This window comes from Pseudomonas sp. 203-8, assembly GCF_020708595.1.
Classification (GTDB): Bacteria; Pseudomonadota; Gammaproteobacteria; order Pseudomonadales; family Pseudomonadaceae; genus Pseudomonas; species Pseudomonas aeruginosa.
Map to the genome: position 1 here is coordinate 48,629 of NZ_JAJFDF010000004.1, position 22,853 is coordinate 71,481.

22 protein-coding genes and 5 tRNA genes are annotated in these 22,853 nt (G+C 65.8%); 19 read left to right on the plus strand and 8 right to left on the minus strand.

Annotation, left to right across the window (positions count from 1 at the left end; all coding sequences use genetic code 11):
• Nucleotides 1-149 precede the first annotated feature (149 nt).
• Nucleotides 150-479: a ComEA family DNA-binding protein gene (locus tag LJF27_RS10120; RefSeq protein ID WP_003104586.1), complete on the plus strand. Its 330-nt coding sequence runs from the start codon at nucleotides 150-152 to the stop codon at nucleotides 477-479.
• Between the two features lie 72 nt (nucleotides 480-551).
• Here the strand turns inward: LJF27_RS10120 and LJF27_RS10125 are convergent.
• Nucleotides 552-627 (minus strand) — tRNA-Asn (locus LJF27_RS10125).
• 68 nt (nucleotides 628-695) lie between these two features.
• Nucleotides 696-1,892 carry an amino acid aminotransferase gene (locus LJF27_RS10130; RefSeq protein WP_003104588.1) on the minus strand — a complete coding sequence of 399 codons (1,197 nt, stop codon included), beginning with the start codon at nucleotides 1,890-1,892 and terminating at the stop codon, nucleotides 696-698.
• A 187-nt stretch (nucleotides 1,893-2,079) separates the two neighbouring features.
• On the opposite strand from LJF27_RS10130, the gene uvrB reads away from it, so the two are divergent.
• Entirely contained in the window at nucleotides 2,080-4,092 is a 2,013-nt protein-coding gene (gene uvrB / locus LJF27_RS10135) for an excinuclease ABC subunit UvrB (protein WP_003104590.1), read from the plus strand.
• Nucleotides 4,093-4,095: 3 nt separating this feature from the next.
• On the opposite strand, the gene LJF27_RS10140 is transcribed toward uvrB, so the two are convergent.
• On the minus strand, nucleotides 4,096-5,595 hold the full coding sequence (locus LJF27_RS10140) for an MDR family MFS transporter (protein WP_078465418.1): 1,500 nt from the start codon (nucleotides 5,593-5,595) through the stop codon (nucleotides 4,096-4,098).
• A gap of 49 nt (nucleotides 5,596-5,644) precedes the next feature.
• Complete coding sequence (locus LJF27_RS10145) at nucleotides 5,645-6,679, minus strand: HlyD family secretion protein (RefSeq protein WP_003104593.1); 1,035 nt, start codon at nucleotides 6,677-6,679, stop codon at nucleotides 5,645-5,647.
• A gap of 102 nt (nucleotides 6,680-6,781) precedes the next feature.
• On the opposite strand from LJF27_RS10145, the gene LJF27_RS10150 reads away from it, so the two are divergent.
• The 11 genes from LJF27_RS10150 to LJF27_RS10200 all read left to right on the plus strand — a co-directional run bounded on the left by LJF27_RS10150 (nucleotide 6,782) and on the right by LJF27_RS10200 (nucleotide 13,735).
• Nucleotides 6,782-7,702: a LysR family transcriptional regulator gene (locus LJF27_RS10150; protein WP_003091419.1), complete on the plus strand. Its 921-nt coding sequence runs from the start codon at nucleotides 6,782-6,784 to the stop codon at nucleotides 7,700-7,702.
• Nucleotides 7,703-7,739: 37 nt separating this feature from the next.
• The gene (gene gltX / locus LJF27_RS10155; RefSeq protein WP_003130541.1) at nucleotides 7,740-9,224 is read left to right on the plus strand and encodes a glutamate--tRNA ligase; all 1,485 of its coding nucleotides are present in this window, start codon (nucleotides 7,740-7,742) and stop codon (nucleotides 9,222-9,224) included.
• A 201-nt stretch (nucleotides 9,225-9,425) separates the two neighbouring features.
• Nucleotides 9,426-9,501 (plus strand) — tRNA-Ala (locus tag LJF27_RS10160).
• Between the two features lie 48 nt (nucleotides 9,502-9,549).
• Nucleotides 9,550-9,625: transfer RNA gene (locus tag LJF27_RS10165), tRNA-Glu, on the plus strand.
• A gap of 93 nt (nucleotides 9,626-9,718) precedes the next feature.
• A tRNA-Ala gene (locus LJF27_RS10170) sits at nucleotides 9,719-9,794 on the plus strand.
• A gap of 46 nt (nucleotides 9,795-9,840) precedes the next feature.
• Nucleotides 9,841-9,916 (plus strand) — tRNA-Glu (locus LJF27_RS10175).
• 158 nt (nucleotides 9,917-10,074) lie between these two features.
• On the plus strand, nucleotides 10,075-10,617 hold the full coding sequence (locus tag LJF27_RS10180; protein ID WP_003091415.1) for a TetR/AcrR family transcriptional regulator: 543 nt from the start codon (nucleotides 10,075-10,077) through the stop codon (nucleotides 10,615-10,617).
• 11 nt (nucleotides 10,618-10,628) lie between these two features.
• Entirely contained in the window at nucleotides 10,629-11,486 is an 858-nt protein-coding gene (locus LJF27_RS10185; RefSeq protein ID WP_003107646.1) for an alpha/beta fold hydrolase, read from the plus strand.
• A gap of 112 nt (nucleotides 11,487-11,598) precedes the next feature.
• A complete protein-coding gene (locus LJF27_RS10190; protein WP_003115023.1) occupies nucleotides 11,599-12,246 on the plus strand; it encodes a bifunctional 4-hydroxy-2-oxoglutarate aldolase/2-dehydro-3-deoxy-phosphogluconate aldolase in 648 nt (215 codons plus the stop codon).
• Complete coding sequence (locus tag LJF27_RS10195; protein ID WP_003107647.1) at nucleotides 12,246-12,683, plus strand: acyl-CoA thioesterase; 438 nt, start codon at nucleotides 12,246-12,248, stop codon at nucleotides 12,681-12,683. The genes LJF27_RS10190 and LJF27_RS10195 overlap by 1 nt, the downstream gene beginning before the upstream one ends.
• Nucleotides 12,684-12,775: 92 nt before the next feature.
• Nucleotides 12,776-13,735 carry a tRNA dihydrouridine synthase gene (locus LJF27_RS10200; protein WP_003452687.1) on the plus strand — a complete coding sequence of 320 codons (960 nt, stop codon included), beginning with the start codon at nucleotides 12,776-12,778 and terminating at the stop codon, nucleotides 13,733-13,735.
• Nucleotides 13,736-13,749: 14 nt separating this feature from the next.
• Here LJF27_RS10200 and LJF27_RS10205 read toward each other — a convergent pair whose 3' ends face one another.
• Both LJF27_RS10205 and LJF27_RS10210 read right to left on the minus strand, forming a co-directional pair.
• Complete coding sequence (locus LJF27_RS10205; RefSeq protein ID WP_003104218.1) at nucleotides 13,750-14,496, minus strand: SDR family oxidoreductase; 747 nt, start codon at nucleotides 14,494-14,496, stop codon at nucleotides 13,750-13,752.
• A gap of 16 nt (nucleotides 14,497-14,512) precedes the next feature.
• On the minus strand, nucleotides 14,513-15,316 hold the full coding sequence (locus tag LJF27_RS10210) for a glyoxalase/bleomycin resistance/extradiol dioxygenase family protein (protein WP_003091406.1): 804 nt from the start codon (nucleotides 15,314-15,316) through the stop codon (nucleotides 14,513-14,515).
• Between the two features lie 157 nt (nucleotides 15,317-15,473).
• On the opposite strand from LJF27_RS10210, the gene LJF27_RS10215 reads away from it, so the two are divergent.
• The gene (locus LJF27_RS10215) at nucleotides 15,474-15,923 is read left to right on the plus strand and encodes an Hsp20 family protein (RefSeq protein WP_003091405.1); all 450 of its coding nucleotides are present in this window, start codon (nucleotides 15,474-15,476) and stop codon (nucleotides 15,921-15,923) included.
• Between the two features lie 43 nt (nucleotides 15,924-15,966).
• Here the strand turns inward: LJF27_RS10215 and LJF27_RS10220 are convergent, their stop codons facing one another.
• On the minus strand, nucleotides 15,967-17,295 hold the full coding sequence (locus LJF27_RS10220) for an SGNH/GDSL hydrolase family protein (RefSeq protein ID WP_023117021.1): 1,329 nt from the start codon (nucleotides 17,293-17,295) through the stop codon (nucleotides 15,967-15,969).
• A 111-nt stretch (nucleotides 17,296-17,406) separates the two neighbouring features.
• Between LJF27_RS10220 and LJF27_RS10225 the strand changes: the two genes are divergently transcribed.
• The gene (locus LJF27_RS10225; RefSeq protein ID WP_010793228.1) at nucleotides 17,407-18,318 is read left to right on the plus strand and encodes a LysR family transcriptional regulator; all 912 of its coding nucleotides are present in this window, start codon (nucleotides 17,407-17,409) and stop codon (nucleotides 18,316-18,318) included.
• A gap of 79 nt (nucleotides 18,319-18,397) precedes the next feature.
• Entirely contained in the window at nucleotides 18,398-18,775 is a 378-nt protein-coding gene (locus tag LJF27_RS10230) for a RidA family protein (RefSeq protein WP_003091402.1), read from the plus strand.
• Nucleotides 18,776-18,867: 92 nt separating this feature from the next.
• Here LJF27_RS10230 and LJF27_RS10235 read toward each other — a convergent pair whose 3' ends face one another.
• Nucleotides 18,868-19,761: a LysR family transcriptional regulator gene (locus LJF27_RS10235; RefSeq protein ID WP_003091401.1), complete on the minus strand. Its 894-nt coding sequence runs from the start codon at nucleotides 19,759-19,761 to the stop codon at nucleotides 18,868-18,870.
• A 162-nt stretch (nucleotides 19,762-19,923) separates the two neighbouring features.
• On the opposite strand from LJF27_RS10235, the gene leuC reads away from it, so the two are divergent.
• The 3 genes from leuC to LJF27_RS10250 all read left to right on the plus strand — a co-directional run bounded on the left by leuC (nucleotide 19,924) and on the right by LJF27_RS10250 (nucleotide 22,831).
• Complete coding sequence (gene leuC / locus LJF27_RS10240; RefSeq protein ID WP_003091399.1) at nucleotides 19,924-21,348, plus strand: 3-isopropylmalate dehydratase large subunit; 1,425 nt, start codon at nucleotides 19,924-19,926, stop codon at nucleotides 21,346-21,348.
• 11 nt (nucleotides 21,349-21,359) lie between these two features.
• A complete protein-coding gene (gene leuD / locus LJF27_RS10245) occupies nucleotides 21,360-21,998 on the plus strand; it encodes a 3-isopropylmalate dehydratase small subunit (RefSeq protein WP_003091398.1) in 639 nt (212 codons plus the stop codon).
• A 71-nt stretch (nucleotides 21,999-22,069) separates the two neighbouring features.
• Nucleotides 22,070-22,831, plus strand: a complete 762-nt coding sequence (locus LJF27_RS10250; RefSeq protein ID WP_003115017.1) for a class I SAM-dependent methyltransferase — start codon at nucleotides 22,070-22,072, stop codon at nucleotides 22,829-22,831.
• Nucleotides 22,832-22,853: the final 22 nt, after the last annotated feature.

The following is a 22,853-nucleotide window of genomic DNA, read 5'->3' on the forward strand; positions in this document are numbered from 1 at the left end:
TTTTCTCCGTACGATGTTTCCGGTGCCGGACCAGGAAGCGACTGCTTTGCTGGGGCTGTCGATCCAGGCGCGTTCCACGGCGATAAGGTGGTTTCGTGGATGGGCATGAAGCCCTCTACGTGGTCATTCATCTCTGAAGGAGTGCACCCATGCACCTAATCAAATCCGCTCTGCTTCTCATCCTGTTCGCCTGTCTTCCGTTTTCGGCTTCCGCCGCACCGGTCGCCGTCGCCAAGAATCCGCTGGCCGCAACGACACCTGCGACGACCGTGTCGCCGGGGGAGCAGGTCAATATCAATACGGTCGACGAGGCCGCCCTGATACGGGGGCTCAACGGTGTCGGCGAGGCCAAGGCCAGGGCGATCCTCGAGTATCGTGCGGCCCATGGTCCGTTCGTCTCGGTGGATCAACTGCTGGAAGTGAAAGGGGTAGGCCCGGCGTTGCTGGAGAAGAACCGGGCGCGGATCGTCATCGAGTGAGGTGCGACTGAAGGGGCGAACTTTCGTCCCGATAACGAAAAAGCCCCCGGCATGTGCCGAGGGCTTTGAATTTGGCTCCGCGACCTGGACTCGAACCAGGGACCCAATGATTAACAGTCATTTGCTCTACCGACTGAGCTATCGCGGAACAGCGAGGCGTATGTTACTGATTAAAAAGGGGAAGTCAAGCCTCTCCCGATGACTTCCCCATTTTCCCTACAGGACCTGGACGATGGCCTTGGTGATGGTCTCCAGGTTCGATTTGTTCAGCGCGGCGACGCAGATACGGCCGGTGCTGACGGCGTAGATACCGAACTCGGTCTTCAGGCGCTCGACCTGGTCGGCGGTCAGGCCGGAATAGGAGAACATGCCACGTTGGCGACCGACGAAGCTGAAGTCGCGCTTGGCGCCGTGGGCTGCCAGTTGCTCGACCATCGCCAGGCGCATGTCGCGGATGCGGTCGCGCATCTCGCCCAGTTCCTGCTCCCAGAGGGCCCGCAGTTCCGGGCTGTTGAGCACGGAGGAGACGACGCTGGCGCCGTGGGTCGGTGGGTTCGAATAGTTGGTGCGGATCACCCGCTTCACCTGGGACAGCACGCGGGCCGATTCATCGCGGCTTTCGGTCACGATCGAGAGGGCGCCGACGCGTTCGCCATAGAGCGAGAAGGATTTGGAGAACGAGCTGGAAACGAAGAAGCTCAGGCCCGACTGGGCGAACAGGCGCACCGCGGCGGCGTCTTCCTCGATGCCGTTGCCGAAGCCCTGGTAGGCGATGTCGAGGAACGGCACGTGGCCCTTGGCCTTGAGCACGTCCAGCACCTGTTTCCAGTCGTCCAGCTCGAGATCGACGCCGGTCGGATTATGGCAGCAGGCGTGCAGAACCACGATCGAGCGGGCCGGCAGGGCATTCAGGTCTTCCAGCAGGCCGGCGCGGTTCACGCCATTGCTGGCGGCGTCGTAATAGCGGTAGTTCTGCACCGGGAAGCCGGCGGCTTCGAACAGTGCGCGGTGGTTTTCCCAGCTCGGGTCGCTGATGGCCACGGTGGCGTCGGGCAGCAGGCGCTTGAGGAAGTCGGCGCCGAGCTTGAGCGCGCCGGTGCCGCCGACGGCCTGGGTCGTGACCACACGGCCGGCGGCCAGCAGCTCGGACTCGTTACCGAACAGCAGTTTCTGTACGCCCTGGTCGTAGGCGGCGATCCCTTCGATCGGCAGGTAGCCGCGCGGCGCGTGGGCCTCGATGCGGGCCTTCTCGGCAGCCTGCACGGCACGCAACAGCGGAATGCGCCCCTCCTCGTTGTAGTACACGCCCACGCCCAGGTTGATCTTGCCCGGACGGGTATCGGCGTTGAAGGCTTCGTTCAGGCCAAGGATGGGATCACGCGGTGCCATTTCGACGGCAGAAAACAGACTCATTTTGCGGCTGCTCGGAGTGTGAAGAGAGGAGGGCAACGCAACCCGTTATGCGGGGGCGCAAAGGGTTGCGCAAACGGGGGGTTATTATAGACACCCCTTGATGCATGCGGCGACATTTAGGTGCATGCTTTCAGCTATTTCTGACGCCGGATTTTCCTTGGCGTCACAGCTCCCTGCGAGGTTTTTCATGGATACGTTCCAACTCGACTCGCGCTTCAAGCCCGCCGGCGACCAGCCGGAAGCCATCCGGCAGATGGTCGAGGGGCTGGAGGCGGGGCTTTCGCACCAGACCCTGCTGGGGGTGACGGGCTCTGGCAAGACTTTCAGCATCGCCAACGTGATTGCCCAGGTGCAGCGCCCGACCCTGGTCCTGGCGCCGAACAAGACCCTGGCGGCCCAGCTCTACGGGGAGTTCAAGACGTTCTTCCCGCACAATTCCGTGGAGTACTTCGTTTCCTACTACGACTACTACCAGCCGGAGGCCTACGTCCCGTCTTCCGATACCTATATCGAGAAGGACTCCTCGATCAACGACCATATCGAGCAGATGCGCCTGTCGGCGACCAAGGCGCTGCTCGAGCGTCCGGATGCGATCATCGTCGCCACCGTGTCGTCCATCTACGGCCTCGGTGATCCCGCGTCCTACCTGAAGATGGTCCTGCACCTGGACCGCGGCGACCGCATCGACCAGCGCGAACTGCTGCGGCGACTGACCAGCCTGCAGTACACCCGCAACGACATGGATTTCGCCCGTGCGACTTTCCGTGTGCGTGGCGATGTGATCGACATCTTCCCGGCCGAATCCGATCTCGAGGCGATTCGTGTCGAGTTGTTCGACGACGAGGTGGAAAGCCTCTCGGCCTTCGATCCGCTCACCGGCGAGGTGATCCGCAAGCTGCCGCGCTTCACCTTCTACCCCAAGAGCCACTACGTGACCCCGCGCGAGACGCTGCTGGAGGCGGTCGACCAGATCAAGGCCGAACTCAAGGAACGCCTGGACTACCTGCGCAACAACAACAAGCTGGTGGAAGCGCAGCGCCTGGAGCAGCGCACCCGTTTCGACCTGGAGATGATCCTCGAGCTGGGCTACTGCAACGGCATCGAGAACTACTCGCGCTATCTTTCCGGGCGGGCCCCCGGCGAGCCGCCGCCGACGCTCTACGACTACCTGCCGGCCAACTCGCTGCTGGTTATCGACGAATCGCACGTCAGCGTTCCGCAGGTCGGTGCGATGTTCAAGGGCGACCGCTCGCGCAAGGAGACCCTGGTGGAATACGGTTTCCGCCTGCCTTCGGCGCTGGACAACCGGCCGCTGCGCTTCGAAGAGTGGGAGGCGGTGAGTCCGCAGACCATCTTCGTCTCCGCCACCCCGGGCCCCTACGAGGCGGAGCATGCCGGGCGGGTCATCGAGCAGGTGGTGCGTCCCACCGGGCTGGTCGATCCGGAGATCGAGGTACGTCCGGCGATGACCCAGGTGGACGACCTGCTCTCGCAGATCCGCCAGCGTGTGGCCAAGGACGAGCGGGTGCTGGTGACTACCCTGACCAAGCGCATGGCCGAGGACCTCACCGATTATCTCGGCGATCACGACGTGCGGGTGCGCTACTTGCACTCGGACATCGATACCGTCGAGCGAGTGGAGATCATCCGCGACCTGCGCGCCGGTGCGTTCGACGTGCTGGTGGGGATCAACCTGCTGCGCGAAGGCCTGGACATGCCCGAGGTGTCGCTGGTGGCGATCCTCGACGCGGACAAGGAAGGCTTCCTGCGCTCGGAGCGCTCGCTGATCCAGACCATCGGTCGTGCCGCGCGCAACCTGCACGGCAAGGCGATCCTCTACGCCGACAACGTCACCGGCTCGATGCAGCGTGCGATCGACGAGACCGAGCGGCGTCGGGCCAAGCAGATCGCCTTCAACGAAGCCCATGGCATCGTGCCCAAGGGGGTGCGCAAGGACATCAAGGACATTCTCGAAGGCGCCGTGGTGCCCGGCGCGCGCGGCAAGCGCAAGGGCGTGGCCAAGGTGGCGGAGGAGAGCGGGCGCTACGAGAACGAACTGCGCTCGCCGAGCGAGATCAGCAAGCGCATCCGCCAACTGGAGGAAAAGATGTACCAGTTGGCCCGCGACCTGGAGTTCGAGGCGGCGGCGCAACTGCGCGACGAGATCCAGACGCTGCGCGAGCGCCTGGTCAACGTCTGATCCTCAGTGAGCCCCGGCGTCGGCGCGGGTGCCGATGCCGGCCGGCAGCGAGCGGGTCAGCAGCACCGCGAGCATGCTCACTGCGAGCACCATGCCGATGACATGGAAAGCATCGTTGTAGGCCATGATCATCGCCTGCTGGTGGGTGATCTCGCTGAGTTTGCCCAGCGCCGCCTGCTGGCTGCCCAGTTGCGCGGCGAGTTGCGCGAGGCGTTCGTCGACCTGCGGGTTGGTCGGCACCAGGGCTTCGCGCAGATAGTCGAAGTACACCTTGGCGCGACTTTCGAGCAGGGTCGCGAGCAGGGCGATGCCGATGGCGCCGCCGAGGTTGCGCAGGATGTTGAACAGGCTCGAGGCCGAGCCGGCATCCTGTGGCTGCAGGTAGGCGGTGGCGATCAGCGAAATGGTCACCATGATCATCGGCTGGCCGAGGGCGCGCAGTAGCTGGATCTGGTTGAACTGCGGTCCGGCGAAGTCCGGGTTGAGCACCCCGGAGAAGAAGCTGGCAAGGCCGAACAGGCCGAAGCCGGCGGCGCAGAGCAGGCGCGGCGAGACCAGCCTCATCAACTTCGGGACCAGCGGGATCAGGAACAGCTGGGGAATGCCCATCCACATGATCACCTCGCCGATCTGCATGGCGTTGTAGCCCTGGATTTGTGCCAGGTACAGCGGCAGTACGTAGATCGAGCCGTACAGGCCCATGCCCAGACCGATGCTGGAAATGCTCGCGAGGCCGAAGTTGCGGTTGCGCAGGATGCCCAGGTCGATCAGCGGGTTTGGCCGCGACAGTTGCAGGATGACGAACAGGACCAGGCTGAACAGGGCGACGCTGCCGAGGCTGACGATCAGTTGCGACTCCAGCCAGTCCTTGCGGTGACCTTCCTCGAGGAAAACCTGCAGGCAGCCCAGGCCGATGCCGAGGGTGACGATGCCGGCGTAGTCGGTACTCTTCAGCAGTTCCCAATGCGGCGCCTTTTTCTCCAGGCCGTAGAGCAGCCCGGCGATCATCAACAGGCCCGGCGGCACGTTGATATAGAAGATGTATTCCCAGCCGAAGTTTTCCGTCAGCCAGCCTCCCAGGGTCGGTCCGATGGAGGGCGCGAAGGTGGCGGTGATGGCGAACAGCGCCATGCCCTTCGGACGGTGGTGTTCCGGCAACTTGACCAGGGCCAGGGTGAACGCCAGCGGAATCAGAGCGCCGCCGGTGAAACCCTGCATGGCGCGGAACACGATCATGCTTTCCAGGTTCCAGGCGAACGAGCAGAGCAGCGAGGACACCAGGAAGCCCACCGAGATCATCACCGCCAGGCGGCGTGCCGAGAGCAGCTGCACCAGCCAGGCGGTCATCGGGATCATGATGATCTCCGCCACCAGGTAGGAGGTGGAGATCCACGAGCCTTCCTCGAGGGTCGCCGCCAGCGCGCCCTGGATGTCCTTCAGCGAGGAGTTGGTGATCTGGATGTCGAGCACCGCCATGAATGCGCCGAGCATGGCGCTGAGCACCGCGATCCAGTCGCGCCGGGTCGGTTCGCCAAGCGGCCGGGCCAGCGCCTCAGCGGTCACGGAGCTCGACCTCGGCTTCGACGGACATGCCGGGGCGGATGCGGCCATGCAGCGGGTTGTCGGCCTCGAACACGATCTTCACCGGGATGCGTTGCACCACCTTGGTGAAGTTTCCGGTGGCGTTGTCCGGTGGCAGCAGGCTGAACTGCGCGCCGGAAGCGGCGAACAGGCTATCGATGCGGCCGTCGATAGGCGTGTCGGGGAAGGCGTCGAAGGTCAGGCGCGCCTTCTGCCCGTCGCGCATGCGGCCTACCTGGGTCTCCTTGAAGTTGGCCTGGACCCAGATGTCTTCGTCCGGCACCAGCGACAGCAAATGGGTGCCGACCTGCACGTACTGGCCGTTGCGTGCGCTGCGCTGGCCGACCAGGCCGCTGATCGGCGAATGGATCAGGGTGCGTGACAGGTTGATTTCGGCTTGCGCCAGTTCGGTGCGGGCGCTGGCGATCTGCGCTTCCAGGCGCTTGATCTCGGCGCCCAGGGTGTCGCGCTGGACGCGTTGTGCCTCGAGGTCGGCGCGGGCCTTGGCCAGTTGCGAGCGAGCCACATGGTTGTCGGCGGTGAGGGTGGTGACCCGTTCCTCGGAAACGTAGCCGGGCTTGCGCAGGGCTTCGGCGCGGTTCAGGTCGATCTGTGCGCGACCGAGGGTTGCCTGGCTGGCGTTGACGTCGGCGGCGCTGGCGGCGATCAGGCTGCCCTGCTGCACCAGCTTGCTGCGCGCCTGGGCCAGTTCCGCCTCGCGGGTGGCCAGCGCGGCCTGGGCGCGCTCGACGGCGAGCTTGAAGTCGGCGTCTTCCAGGCGTACCAGTAGCTGCCCCTTGTCCACGTGCTGGTTGTCGCGCACCAGGACTTCCTCGACCCGCGCGCCCAACTGGCTGGCCACCCGCGTGATCTCGCCCTGGACGTAGGCGTTGTCGGTGCTTTCCACGTGGCGGCCGATGAACCACCAGTGCAGGAAGAAGGCCAGGGCGATCAGGCCGACGGCCACCAGGAAGACGGTCAGGCGACGTTTGAGTTGGGCGGGCATGGGTGGAGTGTTCCGTCGGCAAAATTCGGCCAATCTAGCAGTGTTCCGCCGGACGTTATAGGCGCTACACTTCGGACTCTTTGTTGCTTATAGGGAACAATAATGGGGCTTGATGATGCGCTGATCTTCACCCGCGTGGTGGAGTACCACAGCTTCACCCAGGCCGCACAGAGCCTGGGCATGCAGAAGTCCACGGTGAGCCGGCGCATCGCCCTGCTGGAGGAGCGCCTGGGCGTGCGCCTGCTCAATCGCACTACCCGCAAGTTGCGCCTGACCGAAGTAGGGCAGGCCTACTACGAGCGCTGCCGGCAGATCATGCACGATTTCGCCGAGGCCGAGCAGGCGGTCATGCAGTTGCAACAGGCGCCGTCGGGATTGCTGCGGATCACCTCGCCGATAGAGTTCGGCCAGATGTTCCTCGCCAGCCTGCTGGGCGACTTCATGCGCCAGTACCCGCAGATCACCGCCGAGGTCGAGCTGGCCTCGCGCAGCGTCGATCCGCTGCAGGAGGGCGTCGACATCGTGATCATGGTCGGCCAGCCGGAGGATTCCACCCTGGTGGCCCGTCGCCTGCTCTCTACCAGCCGCTGGCTCTGCGCCAGCCCCGACTACCTGGCGGCGCACGGCACGCCGACATCGGTGGCCGAGCTTGCCGGGCATCGCGCGGTCCTTCTGTCCACCGACTCCCAGCGCTACTGGCCGCTTTCCGGAGACAGCCTGCCCTGCCAGCGGGTGCTGTCCTGCAACAACATCACCTTCGCCCGCGAGGCGGTGGTCGCCGGTGCCGGCATTGCCGCGCTACCGGCGCTGATCTGTGCGGAGAGCGTGCACAGCGGGCGTCTGGTGCGTTTGCTGGCGGACGTGCCGTTGCCGGTCGGCGAACTGTATGCGGTCTATCCTTCGCGGCGTTTCCAGGCGATGAAGGTCAAGGCCTTCCTCGATTTCCTGATCAGCCGCCTGCCGGCCGACACCGGTCGTTTACTGGAGCCGGAGGCGGCCCGCCTGATAACATCGCGCCCCTGAATTTCCGTTTTAACTTCCGCTTGGCAAGAGAGTCTCCATGACCACTGTTCGTACTCGCATCGCCCCGTCGCCGACGGGCGACCCGCACGTCGGTACCGCATACATCGCGCTGTTCAACCTGTGCTTCGCGCGTCAGCACGGCGGTCAGTTCATCCTGCGCATCGAGGACACCGACCAGCTGCGTTCGACGCGGGAGTCCGAGCAGCAGATCTACGACGCCCTGCGCTGGCTCGGCATCGAATGGGACGAGGGCCCGGACGTCGGCGGCCCGCATGGCCCGTACCGGCAGAGCGAGCGCGGGCATATCTACAAGAGGTATTCGGACGAACTGGTCGAGAAGGGCCATGCCTTCACCTGCTTCTGCACGCCCGAGCGCCTCGATGCGGTTCGCGCCGAGCAGATGGCGCGCAAGGAAACCCCGCGCTACGACGGCCACTGCATGCACCTGCCGAAGGATGAGGTGCAGCGCCGCCTCGCCGCCGGCGAGTCCCACGTCACCCGCATGAAGGTGCCGACCGAGGGCGTCTGCGTGGTGCCGGACATGCTCCGCGGCGATGTCGAGATTCCGTGGGATCGCATGGACATGCAGGTGCTGATGAAGGCCGACGGCCTGCCCACCTACTTCCTCGCCAACGTGGTCGACGACCACCTGATGGGCATCACCCACGTCCTGCGCGGCGAAGAGTGGCTGCCGTCGGCGCCCAAGCTGATCAAGCTCTACGAGTATTTCGGCTGGGAGCAGCCGCAGCTGTGCTACATGCCACTGCTGCGCAACCCGGACAAGAGCAAGCTGTCCAAGCGCAAGAATCCGACCTCTATCACCTTCTACGAGCGCATGGGCTACCTGCCGCAGGCGCTGCTCAACTACCTCGGGCGGATGGGCTGGTCGATGCCGGACGAGCGCGAGAAATTCACCCTCGCCGAGATGATCGAGCATTTCGACCTGTCGCGCGTCTCCCTGGGCGGACCGATCTTCGACCTGGAGAAGCTCTCCTGGCTGAACGGGCAGTGGATCCGCGAGCAGTCCGTGGAGGAGTTCGCCCGTGAGGTGCAGAAGTGGGCGTTGAATCCCGAATACCTGATGAAGATCGCTCCGCACGTGCAGGGACGGGTGGAGAACTTCAGCCAGATCGCGCCGCTGGCCGGATTCTTCTTCAGCGGCGGGGTGCCGCTGGACGCTTCGCTGTTCGAACACAAGAAGCTCGATCCGACCCAGGTCCGCCAGGTCCTGCAACTGGTGCTGTGGAAACTCGAATCCCTGCGCCAGTGGGAGAAGGAACGCATCACCGGCTGCATCCAGGCTGTCGCCGAGCACCTCCAGCTCAAGCTGCGCGACGTGATGCCGCTGATGTTCCCGGCCATCACCGGGCATGCCAGCTCGGTTTCGGTGCTGGACGCCATGGAGATCCTTGGCGCCGACCTGTCGCGTTATCGCTTGCGCCAGGCCCTGGAGCTGCTGGGCGGGGCGTCGAAAAAGGAAACCAAGGAGTGGGAGAAGATCCGCGACGCCATTCCCGGCTGACCGGCTTTCTCCCACAGTCGATGACGAGGCCTGCCCAGTTGCGGGCCTCGTTTTTGGGGGAGGGGAGGTAAGTGATTGTTCTTCCGGTAAAATTTTTTAGGTTTCGATGAAAAATAATGTTGACAGCCTCAAGCCTCGCCCTTAGTATGCGCCCCGTCTTCACGACGAACTCAACGAAGTGAAGCGATCCAGCGGTACTTTGGGGCTATAGCTCAGCTGGGAGAGCGCTTGCATGGCATGCAAGAGGTCGACGGTTCGATCCCGTCTAGCTCCACCAAATTGCCGGGAATACGCGGTTGGTTTTGCGGATTCCTACGAAGGTTTCGTCCCCTTCGTCTAGTGGCCTAGGACACCGCCCTTTCACGGCGGTAACAGGGGTTCGAGTCCCCTAGGGGACGCCACTTCATGTTCATCCGTCCCAGCAATGGATGAACGTGTCGACGACCGGAAGGTTGTCGAAGCGATCGGAAGATCGCCCGCCTGATGGCGAATTCGGGGCTATAGCTCAGCTGGGAGAGCGCTTGCATGGCATGCAAGAGGTCGACGGTTCGATCCCGTCTAGCTCCACCACATTCCAAGGCCAGCATCGCTGGCCTTACTTTTCGAAGGTTTCATTGTCCCCTTCGTCTAGTGGCCTAGGACACCGCCCTTTCACGGCGGTAACAGGGGTTCGAGTCCCCTAGGGGACGCCACTTTTTCCCGCTCTGCGGGGCTCTATAGGGCCATTCCGAATTGGAATGGCCCTTTTGTTTTTTCCCTTTTCGAATTTCCTGACAGACGGCCCGGCCGTACGCTTGCCGATTTTTATTATGCATATAATATTTCATCCATAATATTTTCGGAGATCGTCATGAGCGACAAGAAAACCCAGACCCGTGCCCGCATCCTCGGTGCCGCCACCCAGGCCCTGCTCGAGCGGGGCGCCGTCGAACCTAGCGTCGGGGAAGTGATGGGCGCGGCGGGGCTCACCGTCGGCGGCTTCTATGCCCACTTCCAGAGCAAGGATGCGCTGATGCTCGAGGCGTTCGAGCAATTGCTCGGCAAGCGCCGCGAACTGCTCGGCGAACTCGATCCCGGATTGTCGGGAAAGGAGCGTCGTGCCTTGGCGGCCGCCTTCTACCTGTCGCGCAAGCATCGGGACGCACAGGTCGACGCCGGTTGTCCGCTGCCGGCGACCCTAGCCGAGGTGGCGCGCCTGCCGGAGGGGTTTCGCGAGGTCTTGAGCAGACATGTCGAGATCATGGTCGCCAGCCTGGCGGAAAGTCCCGAGGAAACCGACGTCGCCCTGGCCGACCTGGTGTTGATGATTGGCGGTTTGGCGCTGGCCCGGGCATTGGGGCCGGGCGAGCTGTCCGACCGGGTTCTGCGTGCCGCCAAGCAGGCGGTGAACTGAGGAGGTGCGAGATGAGCAGCCTGACCTGGATTCGCGGTTTCAACGGGACGATCGGCCGCATCGCGCCGCGTTGGACGGCCGAGCGTATGCGTCGGGCGTTCATGATGCCTGGCGAGTGGCCGCCGAAGGATTGGGAGCTGCCGCTGCTGGCCAGCTCGGAGCGCGTCACTCTGCGCTTCGGGCTGTCGGTGTTGCGCTGGGGCGAGGGGCCGGCAGTCCTGCTGCTGCATGGCTGGGCCGGCAGGCCGACACAGTTCGCCCATCTGATCGAGCAACTGGTCGGCGCGGGTTATTCGGTGTATGCCCTCGATGCGCCGGCCCATGGCCGCTCGCCGGGCAGGGAGGCGAACGTGGTGCTGTTCGCCCATGCCTTGCTGGAGGCCGCTGGCGAGTTGCCGCCGCTGCGTGCGGTGGTCGGTCATTCCCTGGGTGGCGCGGCGGCGTTGCTGGCGGCCCAGATGGGGCTGCGCAGCGAAGCGCTGGTGACGGTCTCGGCGCCGTCGCGGATTCTCGAACAGTTGCGCCTGTTCGCTCGTTTCGTCGGTTTGCCGGCCCTGGCTCGCTCGCATTTCATCCGCCTGGTCGAGCGTCAGGCGGGCATATCCGCGGCGTGCCTGGATGTGGCGCGCTACCGTCTGGAAATGCCCGGACTGGTGGTGCATGCCGACGACGACCCGCGCGTAGCGGTGGAAAATGCCGAGCGCATCCATGCCGCCTGGCCGGCCAGTCGCTTGCTGCGCCTGCCGGGCGGCGGCCACCACCGACTGCTCGGCGAGCGCAGGCTGAGCGAGTCGCTGCTGGCGCTGCTCGAGGAGCGCCCGGCGATGCGCGCTTGCCGGCGCGTGGAAAAGACGGCGAGCGCTTCCTGAGGCGCGTAGCAGAGGGGTTGTCGTTGTCCTGACCTCGGTTCTTCGGTAAAAAGCGCTGTGGCCCGCGCGGAGCGATCCGGCGGGGCGAACCGTTTCGAATCGAGGAGTGCCCATGACATTGCCGCTGGATCGGGTCCTGCAGCAGGCCAGCCCGGTATTGCCGGTGCTGGTGATCGAGGACGTGGCGCTGGCGCCCGACCTGGCGCGCGCGTTGTATGCGGGCGGCGTCACGGTGCTGGAAGTGACGCTGCGCACGCCGCAGGCGCTGGACGCGATCGCCGCCATCCATCGCGAGGTGCCCGAGGTCCTGCTGGGGGCGGGTACCCTGATCCACACCGAGCAGTTTCTCGAGGCGCGCGACGCAGGCGCACAGTTCGCCGTCAGCCCCGGATGCACGCCGCGCCTTGCCGCCGCCGCGGAGGATGCCGGCCTGCCATACCTACCCGGGGTGATGACGCCTTCGGAAGTGTTGCTGGCGCTGGAGTACGGTTATCGCTCGCTGAAGCTGTTCCCGGCCGATGGCACTGCCAGCGTGAAAATGCTGAAAAGCCTGAAGGGGCCGTTCACCGGCATCCGCTTCTGCCCGACCGGCGGGGTGAACCTGGACAACCTGCTGAATTTCCTTCGCCTGCCCAATGTCGCCTGTGTCGGCGGCACCTGGTTGGCGCCGCCGAGCCTGATCCGGGCGCGGGCCTGGGATCAGATCACACAACTGGCCAGGGAAGCGCGCGAACTGGCCGGCAGCCTGGAGCAGCATTGATGAATTGGGACTACGCCGATCCGTTCGTGATCGACCTCAGGGTCCTCGCCGAGGACATCGACGGGCTCGGCCACGCGAACAACGCCGTCTACGTCAGTTGGCTGGAGCGCTGCGCCTGGCGCCACTCGCAGCGGCTGGGCCTGGACCTGGCCGAGTACCGCCGGCTGGACCGGGCGATGGCGGTGCTGCGCCACGAGATCGACTACCTGGCCGCAGCCTACGAGGGCGACGAACTGCAATTGGCGACCTGGATCGTCGAGTCCGACCAGCGCCTGCGGATGAACCGGCGCTTCCAGTTGGTACGCCCGGCGGATGGCGCCACGCTGCTGCGGGCGCAGACCACCTTCGTCTGCATCGAACTGTCCAGCGGCAAGCCGAAGCGGATGCCGGCGGAGTTCATCGACGGCTATGGCCAGGCTCTGCTCGCCGGGGCCTGACCCGTCGCGCGTCGGCCGGCAGGCATTCGCACTTTGTTCCGGGCGGCGGATTCTCTAGAATCCGCCGCCTGTCATTTTCGAGGTAGTGGTTCGTGCAAATCGCCCTGGCGCCGATGGAAGGTCTGGTGGATGAAATCCTCCGCGACGTGCTGACCCGCGTCGGCGGCATCGATTGGTGCGTCACCGAATTCATCCGCATCACCGATCGCCTGCTGCCGGCCACGGCTTTCCACAAGCTGGCGCCGGAGCTGCACGACGGCAGCCGGACCCGCGCCGGGACGCCGATGCGTGTGCAGTTGCTCGGCTCCGATCCTGCGTGCCTGGCGGATAACGCCGCGTTCGCCTGTGAGCTGGGTGCCCCGGTGATCGACCTGAACTTCGGTTGTCCGGCCAAGACCGTGAACCGCTCGCGCGGCGGCGCGGTATTGCTCAAGGAGCCGAAGCTGATGCACGACATCGTCGCCGCCGTGCGTCGCGCGGTGCCGAGCGAGATTGCGGTGACCTCGAAGATGCGCCTGGGCTACGACAGTCCCGACGGCGCCCTGGATTGTGCGCGGGCCCTGGCCGACGGCGGCTCGGCCCATGTAGTGGTGCATGCCCGGACCAAGGTCGATGGCTACAGGCCGCCGGCGCACTGGGAATGGGTGGCGCGGGTGGCCGAGGCGGTGCGCGTGCCGGTGTTCGCCAATGGCGAAGTGTGGACGCTCGACGACTACCTGCGTTGTCGCGAGGTCAGCGGGGTGGAGGACATCATGCTCGGTCGCGGCCTGGTCTCGCGTCCTGGCCTGGCTCGGCAGATCGCCGCCTGGCGCGATGGCGGCGAAATCCGCGAGATGCCCTGGAGCGAGCTGTTGCCGCTGCTGCGCGACTTCTGGCTACAGGCCCGGCGCAAGCTCGCCCCGCGCTATGCCCCGGGGCGTCTCAAGCAGTGGCTGGGCATGCTCACGCGCACCTATCCCGAAGCCGTCGAGCTGTTCGCGCGGATTCGCCGGGAAAGCGATTGCGAAACCATCGACCGGCTGTTGCAGGTGTCGTTCAGCCAGGCGGCCTAGCTTGCGTAGCAGGCCTAGCGGCCGCCGCTGACATCGATGAAGGTGCCGGTGCTGTAGCTGGCTTCGTCCGACGCCAGCCAGAGAATCGCCCGCGCGACTTCCTCCGCCGTGCCGCCGCGTCCTAGCGGTATGCCGCCCTTCAGGCGTTCGATACGGCCGGGCTCGCCGCCGCTGGCGTGGATCTCGGTATCGATCAGTCCGGGCCGCACCGCGTTGACCCGGATACCCTCCGCCGCCACTTCCCTGGCCAGCCCGATGGTCATGCTGTCGATGGCGCCCTTGGCGGCGGCATAGTCGATGTATTCGTTGGGCGATCCCAGCCGCGAGGCCATCGAGGATACGTTGACGATGCTGCCGCCGCGCCCGCCGTGGCGGGTTGACAGGCGCTTCACTGCCTCGCGGGCGCAGAGGAAGCTGCCGGTCACGTTGGTCGCGAATACCCTGTGCAGGCGCGCCGCGTCGATGTTTTCCAGGCGCGTCTGCGCTTCCAGCATGCCGGCGTTGTTGACCAGCACGTCGAGGCGGCCGAAACGTTCGTCGATGGCGGCGAACAGCCGCTCGACATCGCCTTCCTCGGCTACGTCGGCCGCCACCGCCAGGGCTTCGCCGCCCTGGCGCTCGATGCGCTGGCGCAGCGCTTCGGCGGCCTCGCGGTTGCGCAGATAGTTGAGGACGACCGCATAGCCGCGCTCGGCGGCGAGCAGAGCGGTGGCGGCGCCGATGCCGCGGCTGGCTCCGGTGATCAGCATGACGTTGCGCATGATGATGCTCCCCAGGTCAGTAGCGAGTGAAGGTCAGGTAGTCGGCGTCCCAGCCCAGGCCCTGCCAGAACAGGTTGGACAGCGGCGCGTCAAGGGCCGATTGCGCGCGGATCAGGCCGGCGCCGCGCGAGCGCAGGGCCTCCTCGGCACTGCCCACCAGTTCCCGGGCCAGGCCCTGGCGGCGGGCCTGCGGCAGTACGTAGAGCTCTGCGATCTCTCCGACCCGTGCCTGACCGTCCTCGATCTGCCACAGGTGGGCGAGGACGAAACCGCGGGGATGCTGCTGGGCCTCCGCCAGCCAGAGCAAGCGGTTGCGCGAGGCGGCCAGGAGCAGTGCCTGGATCGCCTGCTGGTCGCCGGCATCCAGGGTTTCCCCGGCTTCGCGGACATTGGCTTGCCAGAGCGCGGCCACCGCGGGGACGTCGTCGGCGCTGGCCAGGCGAACCCGGTGCTGCTCTGGCGTCGCATCGAGCTCCTGGCCGACCCGCAGCAGGTTGCCATCGGGATCGACCAGGGCGAATTCGCGCATACCCCAGGGCTGGTCTTCCAGGGCCGTGATGCGTGGAATCCCCTGGCCGCCCAGGCCGAGGGCCGCGGCCTGGCGATGCAGCGCCTGGGCGTCCTCCAGGCGCAGGTAGGCAGCGCTGCAATTGGTCTTCGGTTCGAGCGCTTCGAACAGCGACAGGTGCAGCTCCAGGGCGCCGCGCTGGAGGATGGCGTAGGTCGGATAGCGAGCGCCAAGGTGGAAGCCGAGGGACTGGTAGAAGGCGCTGGCGCTGTCCAGATCGCGGCAGGGGAAGGTCGGGATTGCGCGTTCCATAGCGACGGTTCTCGAAAGGATGAGTTTCGATCTGAGCACGACGAACGGTCGTTCTCAAGGCTCTTGAAATACTTCCGATGATCCCTATCTAGTTCGTGCGGGATGCCGAAGACGGGTTCCGCACCAGAGTACTTGCTGATAATTCAGGAGATTCGCAATGAGCAACGCTTTTTCCCTCGCCCCGCTGTTCCGTCATTCCGTAGGCTTCGATCGCTTCAACGATCTGTTCGAGTCGGCCCTGCGCAATGAGGCCGGGAGTACCTACCCGCCCTACAACGTCGAAAAGCACGGTGACGACGAGTATCGCATCGTCATCGCCGCCGCCGGCTTCCAGGAAGAAGACCTGGACCTGCAGGTCGAGCGCGGCGTGCTGACCGTCAGTGGCGGCAAGCGCGAGAAGTCCACGGACAACGTGACCTACCTGCACCAGGGCATCGCCCAGCGCGCCTTCAAGCTGTCGTTCCGCCTCGCCGACCATATCGAGGTCAAGGCGGCTTCGCTGGCCAACGGCCTGCTGAACATCGACCTGGTCCGGCTGGTTCCGGAAGAAGCCAAGCCGAAGCGTATCGCCATCAATGGCCAGCGCCCGGCACTGGACAACCAGTAACCGTCAGCGGTGATCGAAAAAAGGCGCCTTCGGGCGCCTTTTTTCATTTCGTTGCGCTATCGGCCCGGGGCTCTGCCGGTGTGCCGTCAGGCACCTCGTCCAGCAGGACGTCGAGGTCGACGGCGGCCGCCATCGCCCGGTTGCCTTCGTCGCTGGGGTGCAGATGGTCGCCGGAGTCGTAGCGCGCGGCGAGCCGCGACGGCTGCTCCGGATCGCGCAATGCCGCGTCGAAGTCGATCACCGCATCGAAGGCGCCGGCATGACGGATCCACTCGTTAACCTGCCTGCGCAGGGCTTCCTTGGCGGGATGGTAATAATCGCTCAACGGCGTGCCGGGCAGTGCGCCCTCGAACGGCGTGAGGGTCGCGCCGACGACCCGGATACCCCGGTTGTGCGCCCGTTCGATCAATTGCCGGTAGCCGGCGATCAGCGCTTCCAGGGTGGGCGGTGCGGCATTCCGGGCGAAAGCGGTACCGGGCCAGGCAATGTCGTTGATGCCGAGCATCACCACCATGCTGCTTGCGCCTGGCTGGGCCAGTACGTCGCGGTCCAGACGTGCCAGCGCGCTCGCGCCCATGCCGTCGCTCAGGAGACGGGCGCCGGAAATCCCCGCATTGACCACGGCGACGCCATGCGGGGCCAGGCGTTCGGCGAGGAAGTCCGGCCAACGGCTGTTCCGGTCGAGGCTGGCGCTGGCTCCGTCGGTGATCGAGTCGCCGAGCGTCACCAGCGTCCGCGTTGCCGCTTCGGTTTCAACCAGGATACCTGTCAACAGCAGGCGCGCGGTGGTGCTCTGGCTGTCCGCCGCGTCCAGCTGCAATGCGTGGCTTTGGGTCTGCTCGCCGGCGACGATCCAGCCCGTCTGGCGGCCGTCCCAGTGGAAGGTTTCCATGGGCGTGGCGGCCGGCAGGTAGAGACTCACCAGCACCTGCGAGAGCGCGGCCACCGGCATCGCCACCGGATCGCTGAGTAGCGTGGCGCCGGGCGCGATGGTCGCCGTCCGGCGTCCGCCAAAGGTCACGTCATGCAGGCTGCCGGTGGCGACCGCGGCGCGCTCGGAACCCGGTTTGGCCAGGGTGGCCCGGCCGATCCGGATCGGGCGCCTTCCATAGGTATTTGCCAGGACGATGCGCACGCGCGTTCCTCCCAGGCTGATTCGCGCCAATTGCCGCACCGTCTGGTCGTGCAGTTCGGCCGGCACGTTGCTGGGAAACAGGAAGTCCTCAGCCCAGACCGGCTGCGGGCTGGCCTGCCAGCTGGCGGTCCAGGAAGCGGCCGGCGCGGCGCAGGCGTACAACAGGCTCGTCGCGAGCGCGAAGGCCCGGGTTGCGCTGGAGGTCGCGGCGGGAAGTCTTTCGATGGGTCGTTTCATGTCGTTGAATTCAGTGGTTATCCTGTAGCTGATGATGAATTCAAAGATTTAAGGGAAATAGACCGTAGCGGGGAATATCATTTATGAAGCGAAATCATCAGGCAGGGCGCCATGGCCCGGCTTGAAGTCAACCGTTCCGGCGAACTGGAGGTGTTTGCCCGGGTCGTCGAGTCGGGGGGCTTTTCCGCCGCCGCTCGACGTTGCGGCATGACGCCCTCGGCAGTCAGCAAGCTGATCACCCGGCTCGAACAGCGCCTGGGAACCCGCTTGCTGAACCGCTCCACCCGAAAATTGCAACTGACACCCGAGGGATGCGCGTTCTACGAGCGCGGGGTGCGTATCCTGGCCGACCTGGAGGAGGCCGAGCGGTGTGCGAGCGAAAACGCGGCGCCGCGTGGGCGCTTGCGAGTCAACGCCAACGTGCCTTTCGGGCATCACTTCCTGCTGCCGCTGCTGCCCGAGTTCCTCGCGCAGCATCCCGAGGTGACGCTGGATATCGTGCTGACCGATGAGGTCGTCGACATCCTCGAGCAGCGCACCGACGTGGCCGTGCGCGCGGGGCCGCTGAAAAGCTCGAGCCTGGTGGCGCGCAAGCTGGGGAGCACGCGCATGCTGATCGTCGGTGCGCCGGCCTATCTGGCCCGGCATGGCATGCCGGCCACGCCGCAGGCGCTGCTGGGGCACAACCGCCTCGGCGCCAACTATGTGCGAACGCGCTCCGGCTGGCCGCTGCGGGACGCCGGCGAGGAACTCGTGGTGCCGTTGTCGGGCAACGCCCAGGCCAGCGATGGCGAGGCGCTGCGCCGTCTGGCCGTGGCCGGCCTGGGCCTGGCGCGGCTGGCCGCGTTCCAGGTGCGCGAGGACATAGCCGCCGGGCGCCTGATTCCCGTGCTCGAGGCATACAACCCAGGCGACCTGGAGGAAGTCCACGCCGTCTACGTCGGCCAGGGCGGCTATCTGCCGCTGCGCGTGCGGGCGTTCCTGGACTTTCTGGCGGAGCGCGTCGATATGAGCCAGGGTTGATCGCAGTGCTACATGAATACGCCGATTCCGCGGCCGAAACCTTTTCTTCCTAGCGCTTCATCCGCAGGAGGCAATCCAGATGAGCGATGACATCCAGCGTTACCCCAGCAGCCTGCCGTTTCCCTTTTCCCGCGCGGTGCGGGCCGGCGGCTTCCTGTTTCTTTCCGGACAGGTGCCGATGAGTCCGACCGGCGAGGTGGTACGTGGCGATATCCAGACCCAGACCGAAGCGGTGATGGCACGCATCGGCGAGACCCTGGAGAGCTGTGGTGCGCGTTTCGACCAACTGGTGAAGGTCACCGTCTGGCTGTCGGACATGGCCCACTTCGCCGGTTTCAACGAGGTCTACCAGCGTCATGTGCAGGGGGCCTTGCCGGTACGCTCGACGGTGACCGCCGGGCTGGCGCTGGGGGTCGACGTGGAGGTCGAGGTGCAGGCGTGGGTCGGCGAGGGCTGAGTCGCGAGGGCATTGGCATGCAGGTCGGGTGAGCGCTGGCCGCGGACGGCGAAGAGGGGAGGGCCTACCCGTGGCGTCCGACCTGAATCGCTTCAGGCCGCTGGAGTGCCGTTGCCGAATGCCTGTTCGTCGAGCAGGCGCATGAAGGCGCGCGCGGCGTTCGACAGGGTCCGCTCGGTGTGCAGGATATAGCCGAGCTGGCGGCTGAGCTGGATGTCCTGCAGCGGCAGGCGCACCACCTGGTCGTCGAGCATGGTCCGCGGCAGCACGCTCCAGGCCAGGCCGATGGAGACCATCATCTTGATGGTCTCCAGGTAGTTGGTGCTCATGGCGATGTTCGGCGTCAGCCCTTCGGCTTCGAACATGCGCCGCACGATGTGGTGGGTGAAGGTGTTGCCGCCGGGGAATACCGCGGGGTGCTTGGCGACGTCGGCGAGGAACACCGTGCCCTGTCGGGCCAGCGGGTGCTCCGGGGCGGCGACGAAGTCCAGCGGGTCGTCCCACACCGGGACTGCGCGCACCGGTTCGGCGGTTTCCGGGGCCAGGGTGATCACCGCCAGTTCCGCACGACCATGAAGGATCTCCTCGTAGGCCACTTCCGAATCCAGGAACTGGATATCCAGCGCCACCTGCGGATGCGCCCGGGTGAAGGCGCGCAGCAGCGGCGGCAGGCGATGCAGGCCGATGTGGTGGCTGGTGGCCAGGACCAGCCGGCCGCTGACCTCGCCGGTGAGGTTGTTCAGCGCCCGGCGGGTGTCGTCGAGCACGTTGAGCAACTGGTAGGCGCGCGGCAGCAGGGCGCGGCCGGCCTCGGTGAGGTTGACCTCGCGGCCGACCCGGTCGAACAGCCGGGCATTGAGCTGCTGTTCGAGGGCGGCGATGCGCTTGCTCACCGCCGGTTGGGTCAGGTGCAGGCGCTCGCCGGCTTCGGAGAAGCTGCCGGTCTCGGCAATGGCGATGAAGGTGTTGAGGCTGTTCAGGTCCATTGCGGGCCTCCGCTGGTTTCGGCTGCCCGGAGCTTAGCGCCAATGGATTCCTGTTGGGAATGCTTTGGATGAAAAATATGAATTTGAGTTATTCGTAGACAAGCCATAGGATCATCCTCACAAGCCCTGTGGGCATAGAAATAAGCTGATGAGGAAATCCCGATGGCCGGCAAGACCCTCTACGACAAACTCTGGGACATGCACCTGGTCAAGCAGCGCGACGACGGTTCGGCGCTGATCTACATCGACCGCCATATCCTGCACGAAGTGACCTCGCCGCAGGCCTTCGAGGGTCTTCGCCTGGCCGGGCGCAAGCCGTGGCGGATCGACGCCAACATCGCCACCCCGGACCACAACGTGCCGACCACCCGCACCGAGCGCAAGGGCGGCATCGCCGCCATCGCCGACGAGGTCTCGCGCCTGCAGGTGCAGACCCTCGACGAGAACTGCGACGACTTCGGCATCACCGAATTCAAGATGAACGACGTGCGCCAGGGCATCGTCCATGTGGTCGGTCCGGAGCAGGGCGCGACCCTCCCGGGGATGACCGTGGTCTGCGGCGACTCGCACACTTCCACCCATGGCGCCTTCGGCGCGCTGGCCCACGGCATCGGCACTTCCGAGGTCGAGCATGTGCTGGCGACCCAGTGCCTGGTGGCGAAGAAGATGAAGAACATGCTGGTCAAGGTCGAAGGCAGGTTGCCGGCCGGCGTCACGGCGAAGGATATCGTCCTCGCGGTGATCGGCAGGATCGGCACCGCCGGCGGCAACGGCCACGCCATCGAGTTCGCCGGCAGCGCCATCCGCGACCTGTCCATCGAAGGGCGGATGACCATCTGCAACATGTCGATCGAGGCGGGCGCCCGCGTCGGCCTGGTCGCCGTCGACCAGAAGACCATCGACTACGTGAAGGGCCGGCCCTTCGCGCCGAGCGCCGAGCAATGGGACCAGGCCGTCGCCTGCTGGCAGGGGCTGGTGTCGGACGCCGATGCCCGCTTCGATACCGTGGTCGAGCTGGACGCCGCGCAGATCAAGCCGCAGGTCAGCTGGGGCACGTCGCCGGAAATGGTCCTGGCCGTGGACCAGAACGTGCCGGACCCGGCCCGCGAGAGCGACCCGATCAAGCGCGGTTCGATCGAGCGCGCCTTGAAGTACATGGGCCTGCGGCCGAACCAGGCGATCACCGACATCCAGCTGGACCGGGTATTCATCGGTTCCTGCACCAACTCGCGGATCGAGGACCTGCGCGCTGCCGCCGAAGTGGCCAGGGGCCGCAAGGTCGCCGCGACCATCAAGCAGGCGCTGGTGGTGCCGGGCTCCGGGTTGGTCAAGGAGCAGGCCGAGAAGGAAGGCCTGGACCGGATCTTCATCGAGGCCGGCTTCGAATGGCGCGAGCCGGGCTGTTCCATGTGCCTGGCGATGAACCCGGACCGGCTAGAGAGCGGCGAACACTGCGCCTCGACCTCCAACCGCAACTTCGAGGGCCGTCAGGGCGCCGGTGGCCGTACCCACCTGGTCAGCCCGGCGATGGCCGCCGCCGCGGCCGTCAACGGCCGCTTCATCGATGTCCGCGAATTGCTCGCCTGAGGAGAACCGAGATGAAACCCTATACCCAGACGACCGGTCTCGTCGCTCCGCTGGATCGCGCCAACGTCGATACCGATCAGATCATTCCCAAGCAATTCCTCAAGTCGATCAAGCGCACCGGCTTCGGCCCCAACCTGTTCGACGAATGGCGCTACCTGGATGTCGGGCAGCCGGGACAGGACAACTCGAAGCGTCCGCTGAACCCGGACTTCGTCCTCAACCAGCCGCGCTACCAGGGTGCCAGCGTACTGCTGGCGCGGGAGAACTTCGGCTGCGGCTCGTCCCGCGAGCACGCGCCCTGGGCGCTGGACGAGTACGGTTTCCGCACGGTGATCGCACCGAGCTATGCCGACATCTTCTTCAACAACAGTTTCAAGAACGGCTTGCTGCCGATCATCCTGCCCGAGGCCGAGGTGGACGAACTGTTCCGCCAGGTCGAGGCGAACGAAGGCTACCAGTTGTCCATCGACCTGGCGGCGCAGACCGTTACCCGTCCTGATGGCAAGGTGCTGGGTTTCGAGGTCGACCCGTTCCGCAAGCATTGCCTGCTCAACGGCCTCGACGACATCGGCCTGACGCTGCAGGACGCCGATGCGATCCGTGCCTTCGAGGACGGCTACCGCCAGCAGCAGCCCTGGCTGTTCCGCTGAGCGCCACGCGAGTCCCCTTGCCGGGCGCATCCTGGGTAGGGTGCGCCCGGTTTTTCTCCCGGAGTAGGTTCATGAGCGACCACGATGACGTTGTCCAGCGCCAGTTCGGCGCCCAGGCTTCGGCCTACCTGAGCAGCGCCGTGCATGCCCAGGGCGAGGAATTCGCCTTGCTGCGCGACGCCCTGGCCGGGCGCCCGGAAGCGCGGGTCCTCGACTTGGGCTGCGGCGCCGGCCACGTGAGCTTCCAGGTCGCCGCCCTGGCAGGGGAGGTGGTGGCCTACGATCTTTCCGCCGAGATGCTCGCCGTGGTGGCGCAGAGCGCCGCGGAACGGGGCATGGCGAACATCCGTACCGAACAGGGCAAGGCGGAGAGCCTGCCCTTCGCCGACGGCGAGTTCGATTTCGTCTTCAGTCGCTATTCCACCCATCACTGGCGCGATGTCGGCCTGGCCCTGCGCGAGGTGCGGCGGGTGCTCAAGCCCGGCGGGGTGGCGATCTTCGTCGACGTGGCGGCGCCCGGGCAGGCCTTGCCGGACACCTTCCTGCAGACCGTCGAGCTGCTCCGCGACACCAGCCATGTGCGCAACTACTCGCCGGCCGAGTGGGCGCGCCTGAGCGGCGAGGCGGGCTTGCTGGTAACCGGAAGCCGGCGCCAGCGCCTGCGCCTGGAGTTCCAGTCGTGGGTCGAGCGGATGCGTACGCCGGAGGTGTTCCGCCAGGCGATCCGCAGCCTGCAGCTGGCGGTGGGCGAGGAAGTCAGGGAGTATTTCGAGATTGCCGACGACGGCTCGTTCAGCACCGACGTGCTGGTGCTGTGGCTGCGTCGGGAGTGACGGTTCGATCGCGGCGGCGCAT

What these genes read in the sequence shown, in the direction of transcription:
- LJF27_RS10120 (WP_003104586.1), top strand. Translation starts at nt 150, where the DNA reads ATGCACCTAATCAAATCCGCTCTGCTTCTCATCCTGTTCGCCTGTCTT.
- LJF27_RS10130 (WP_003104588.1), bottom strand. Translation starts at nt 1,892, where the DNA reads ATGAGTCTGTTTTCTGCCGTCGAAATGGCACCGCGTGATCCCATCCTT.
- uvrB (WP_003104590.1), top strand. Translation starts at nt 2,080, where the DNA reads ATGGATACGTTCCAACTCGACTCGCGCTTCAAGCCCGCCGGCGACCAG.
- LJF27_RS10145 (WP_003104593.1), bottom strand. Translation starts at nt 6,679, where the DNA reads ATGCCCGCCCAACTCAAACGTCGCCTGACCGTCTTCCTGGTGGCCGTC.
- LJF27_RS10150 (WP_003091419.1), top strand. Translation starts at nt 6,782, where the DNA reads ATGGGGCTTGATGATGCGCTGATCTTCACCCGCGTGGTGGAGTACCAC.
- gltX (WP_003130541.1), top strand. Translation starts at nt 7,740, where the DNA reads ATGACCACTGTTCGTACTCGCATCGCCCCGTCGCCGACGGGCGACCCG.
- LJF27_RS10180 (WP_003091415.1), top strand. Translation starts at nt 10,075, where the DNA reads ATGAGCGACAAGAAAACCCAGACCCGTGCCCGCATCCTCGGTGCCGCC.
- LJF27_RS10185 (WP_003107646.1), top strand. Translation starts at nt 10,629, where the DNA reads ATGAGCAGCCTGACCTGGATTCGCGGTTTCAACGGGACGATCGGCCGC.
- LJF27_RS10190 (WP_003115023.1), top strand. Translation starts at nt 11,599, where the DNA reads ATGACATTGCCGCTGGATCGGGTCCTGCAGCAGGCCAGCCCGGTATTG.
- LJF27_RS10195 (WP_003107647.1), top strand. Translation starts at nt 12,246, where the DNA reads ATGAATTGGGACTACGCCGATCCGTTCGTGATCGACCTCAGGGTCCTC.
- LJF27_RS10205 (WP_003104218.1), bottom strand. Translation starts at nt 14,496, where the DNA reads ATGCGCAACGTCATGCTGATCACCGGAGCCAGCCGCGGCATCGGCGCC.
- LJF27_RS10210 (WP_003091406.1), bottom strand. Translation starts at nt 15,316, where the DNA reads ATGGAACGCGCAATCCCGACCTTCCCCTGCCGCGATCTGGACAGCGCC.
- LJF27_RS10215 (WP_003091405.1), top strand. Translation starts at nt 15,474, where the DNA reads ATGAGCAACGCTTTTTCCCTCGCCCCGCTGTTCCGTCATTCCGTAGGC.
- LJF27_RS10220 (WP_023117021.1), bottom strand. Translation starts at nt 17,295, where the DNA reads ATGAAACGACCCATCGAAAGACTTCCCGCCGCGACCTCCAGCGCAACC.
- LJF27_RS10225 (WP_010793228.1), top strand. Translation starts at nt 17,407, where the DNA reads ATGGCCCGGCTTGAAGTCAACCGTTCCGGCGAACTGGAGGTGTTTGCC.
- LJF27_RS10230 (WP_003091402.1), top strand. Translation starts at nt 18,398, where the DNA reads ATGAGCGATGACATCCAGCGTTACCCCAGCAGCCTGCCGTTTCCCTTT.
- LJF27_RS10235 (WP_003091401.1), bottom strand. Translation starts at nt 19,761, where the DNA reads ATGGACCTGAACAGCCTCAACACCTTCATCGCCATTGCCGAGACCGGC.
- leuC (WP_003091399.1), top strand. Translation starts at nt 19,924, where the DNA reads ATGGCCGGCAAGACCCTCTACGACAAACTCTGGGACATGCACCTGGTC.
- leuD (WP_003091398.1), top strand. Translation starts at nt 21,360, where the DNA reads ATGAAACCCTATACCCAGACGACCGGTCTCGTCGCTCCGCTGGATCGC.
- LJF27_RS10250 (WP_003115017.1), top strand. Translation starts at nt 22,070, where the DNA reads ATGAGCGACCACGATGACGTTGTCCAGCGCCAGTTCGGCGCCCAGGCT.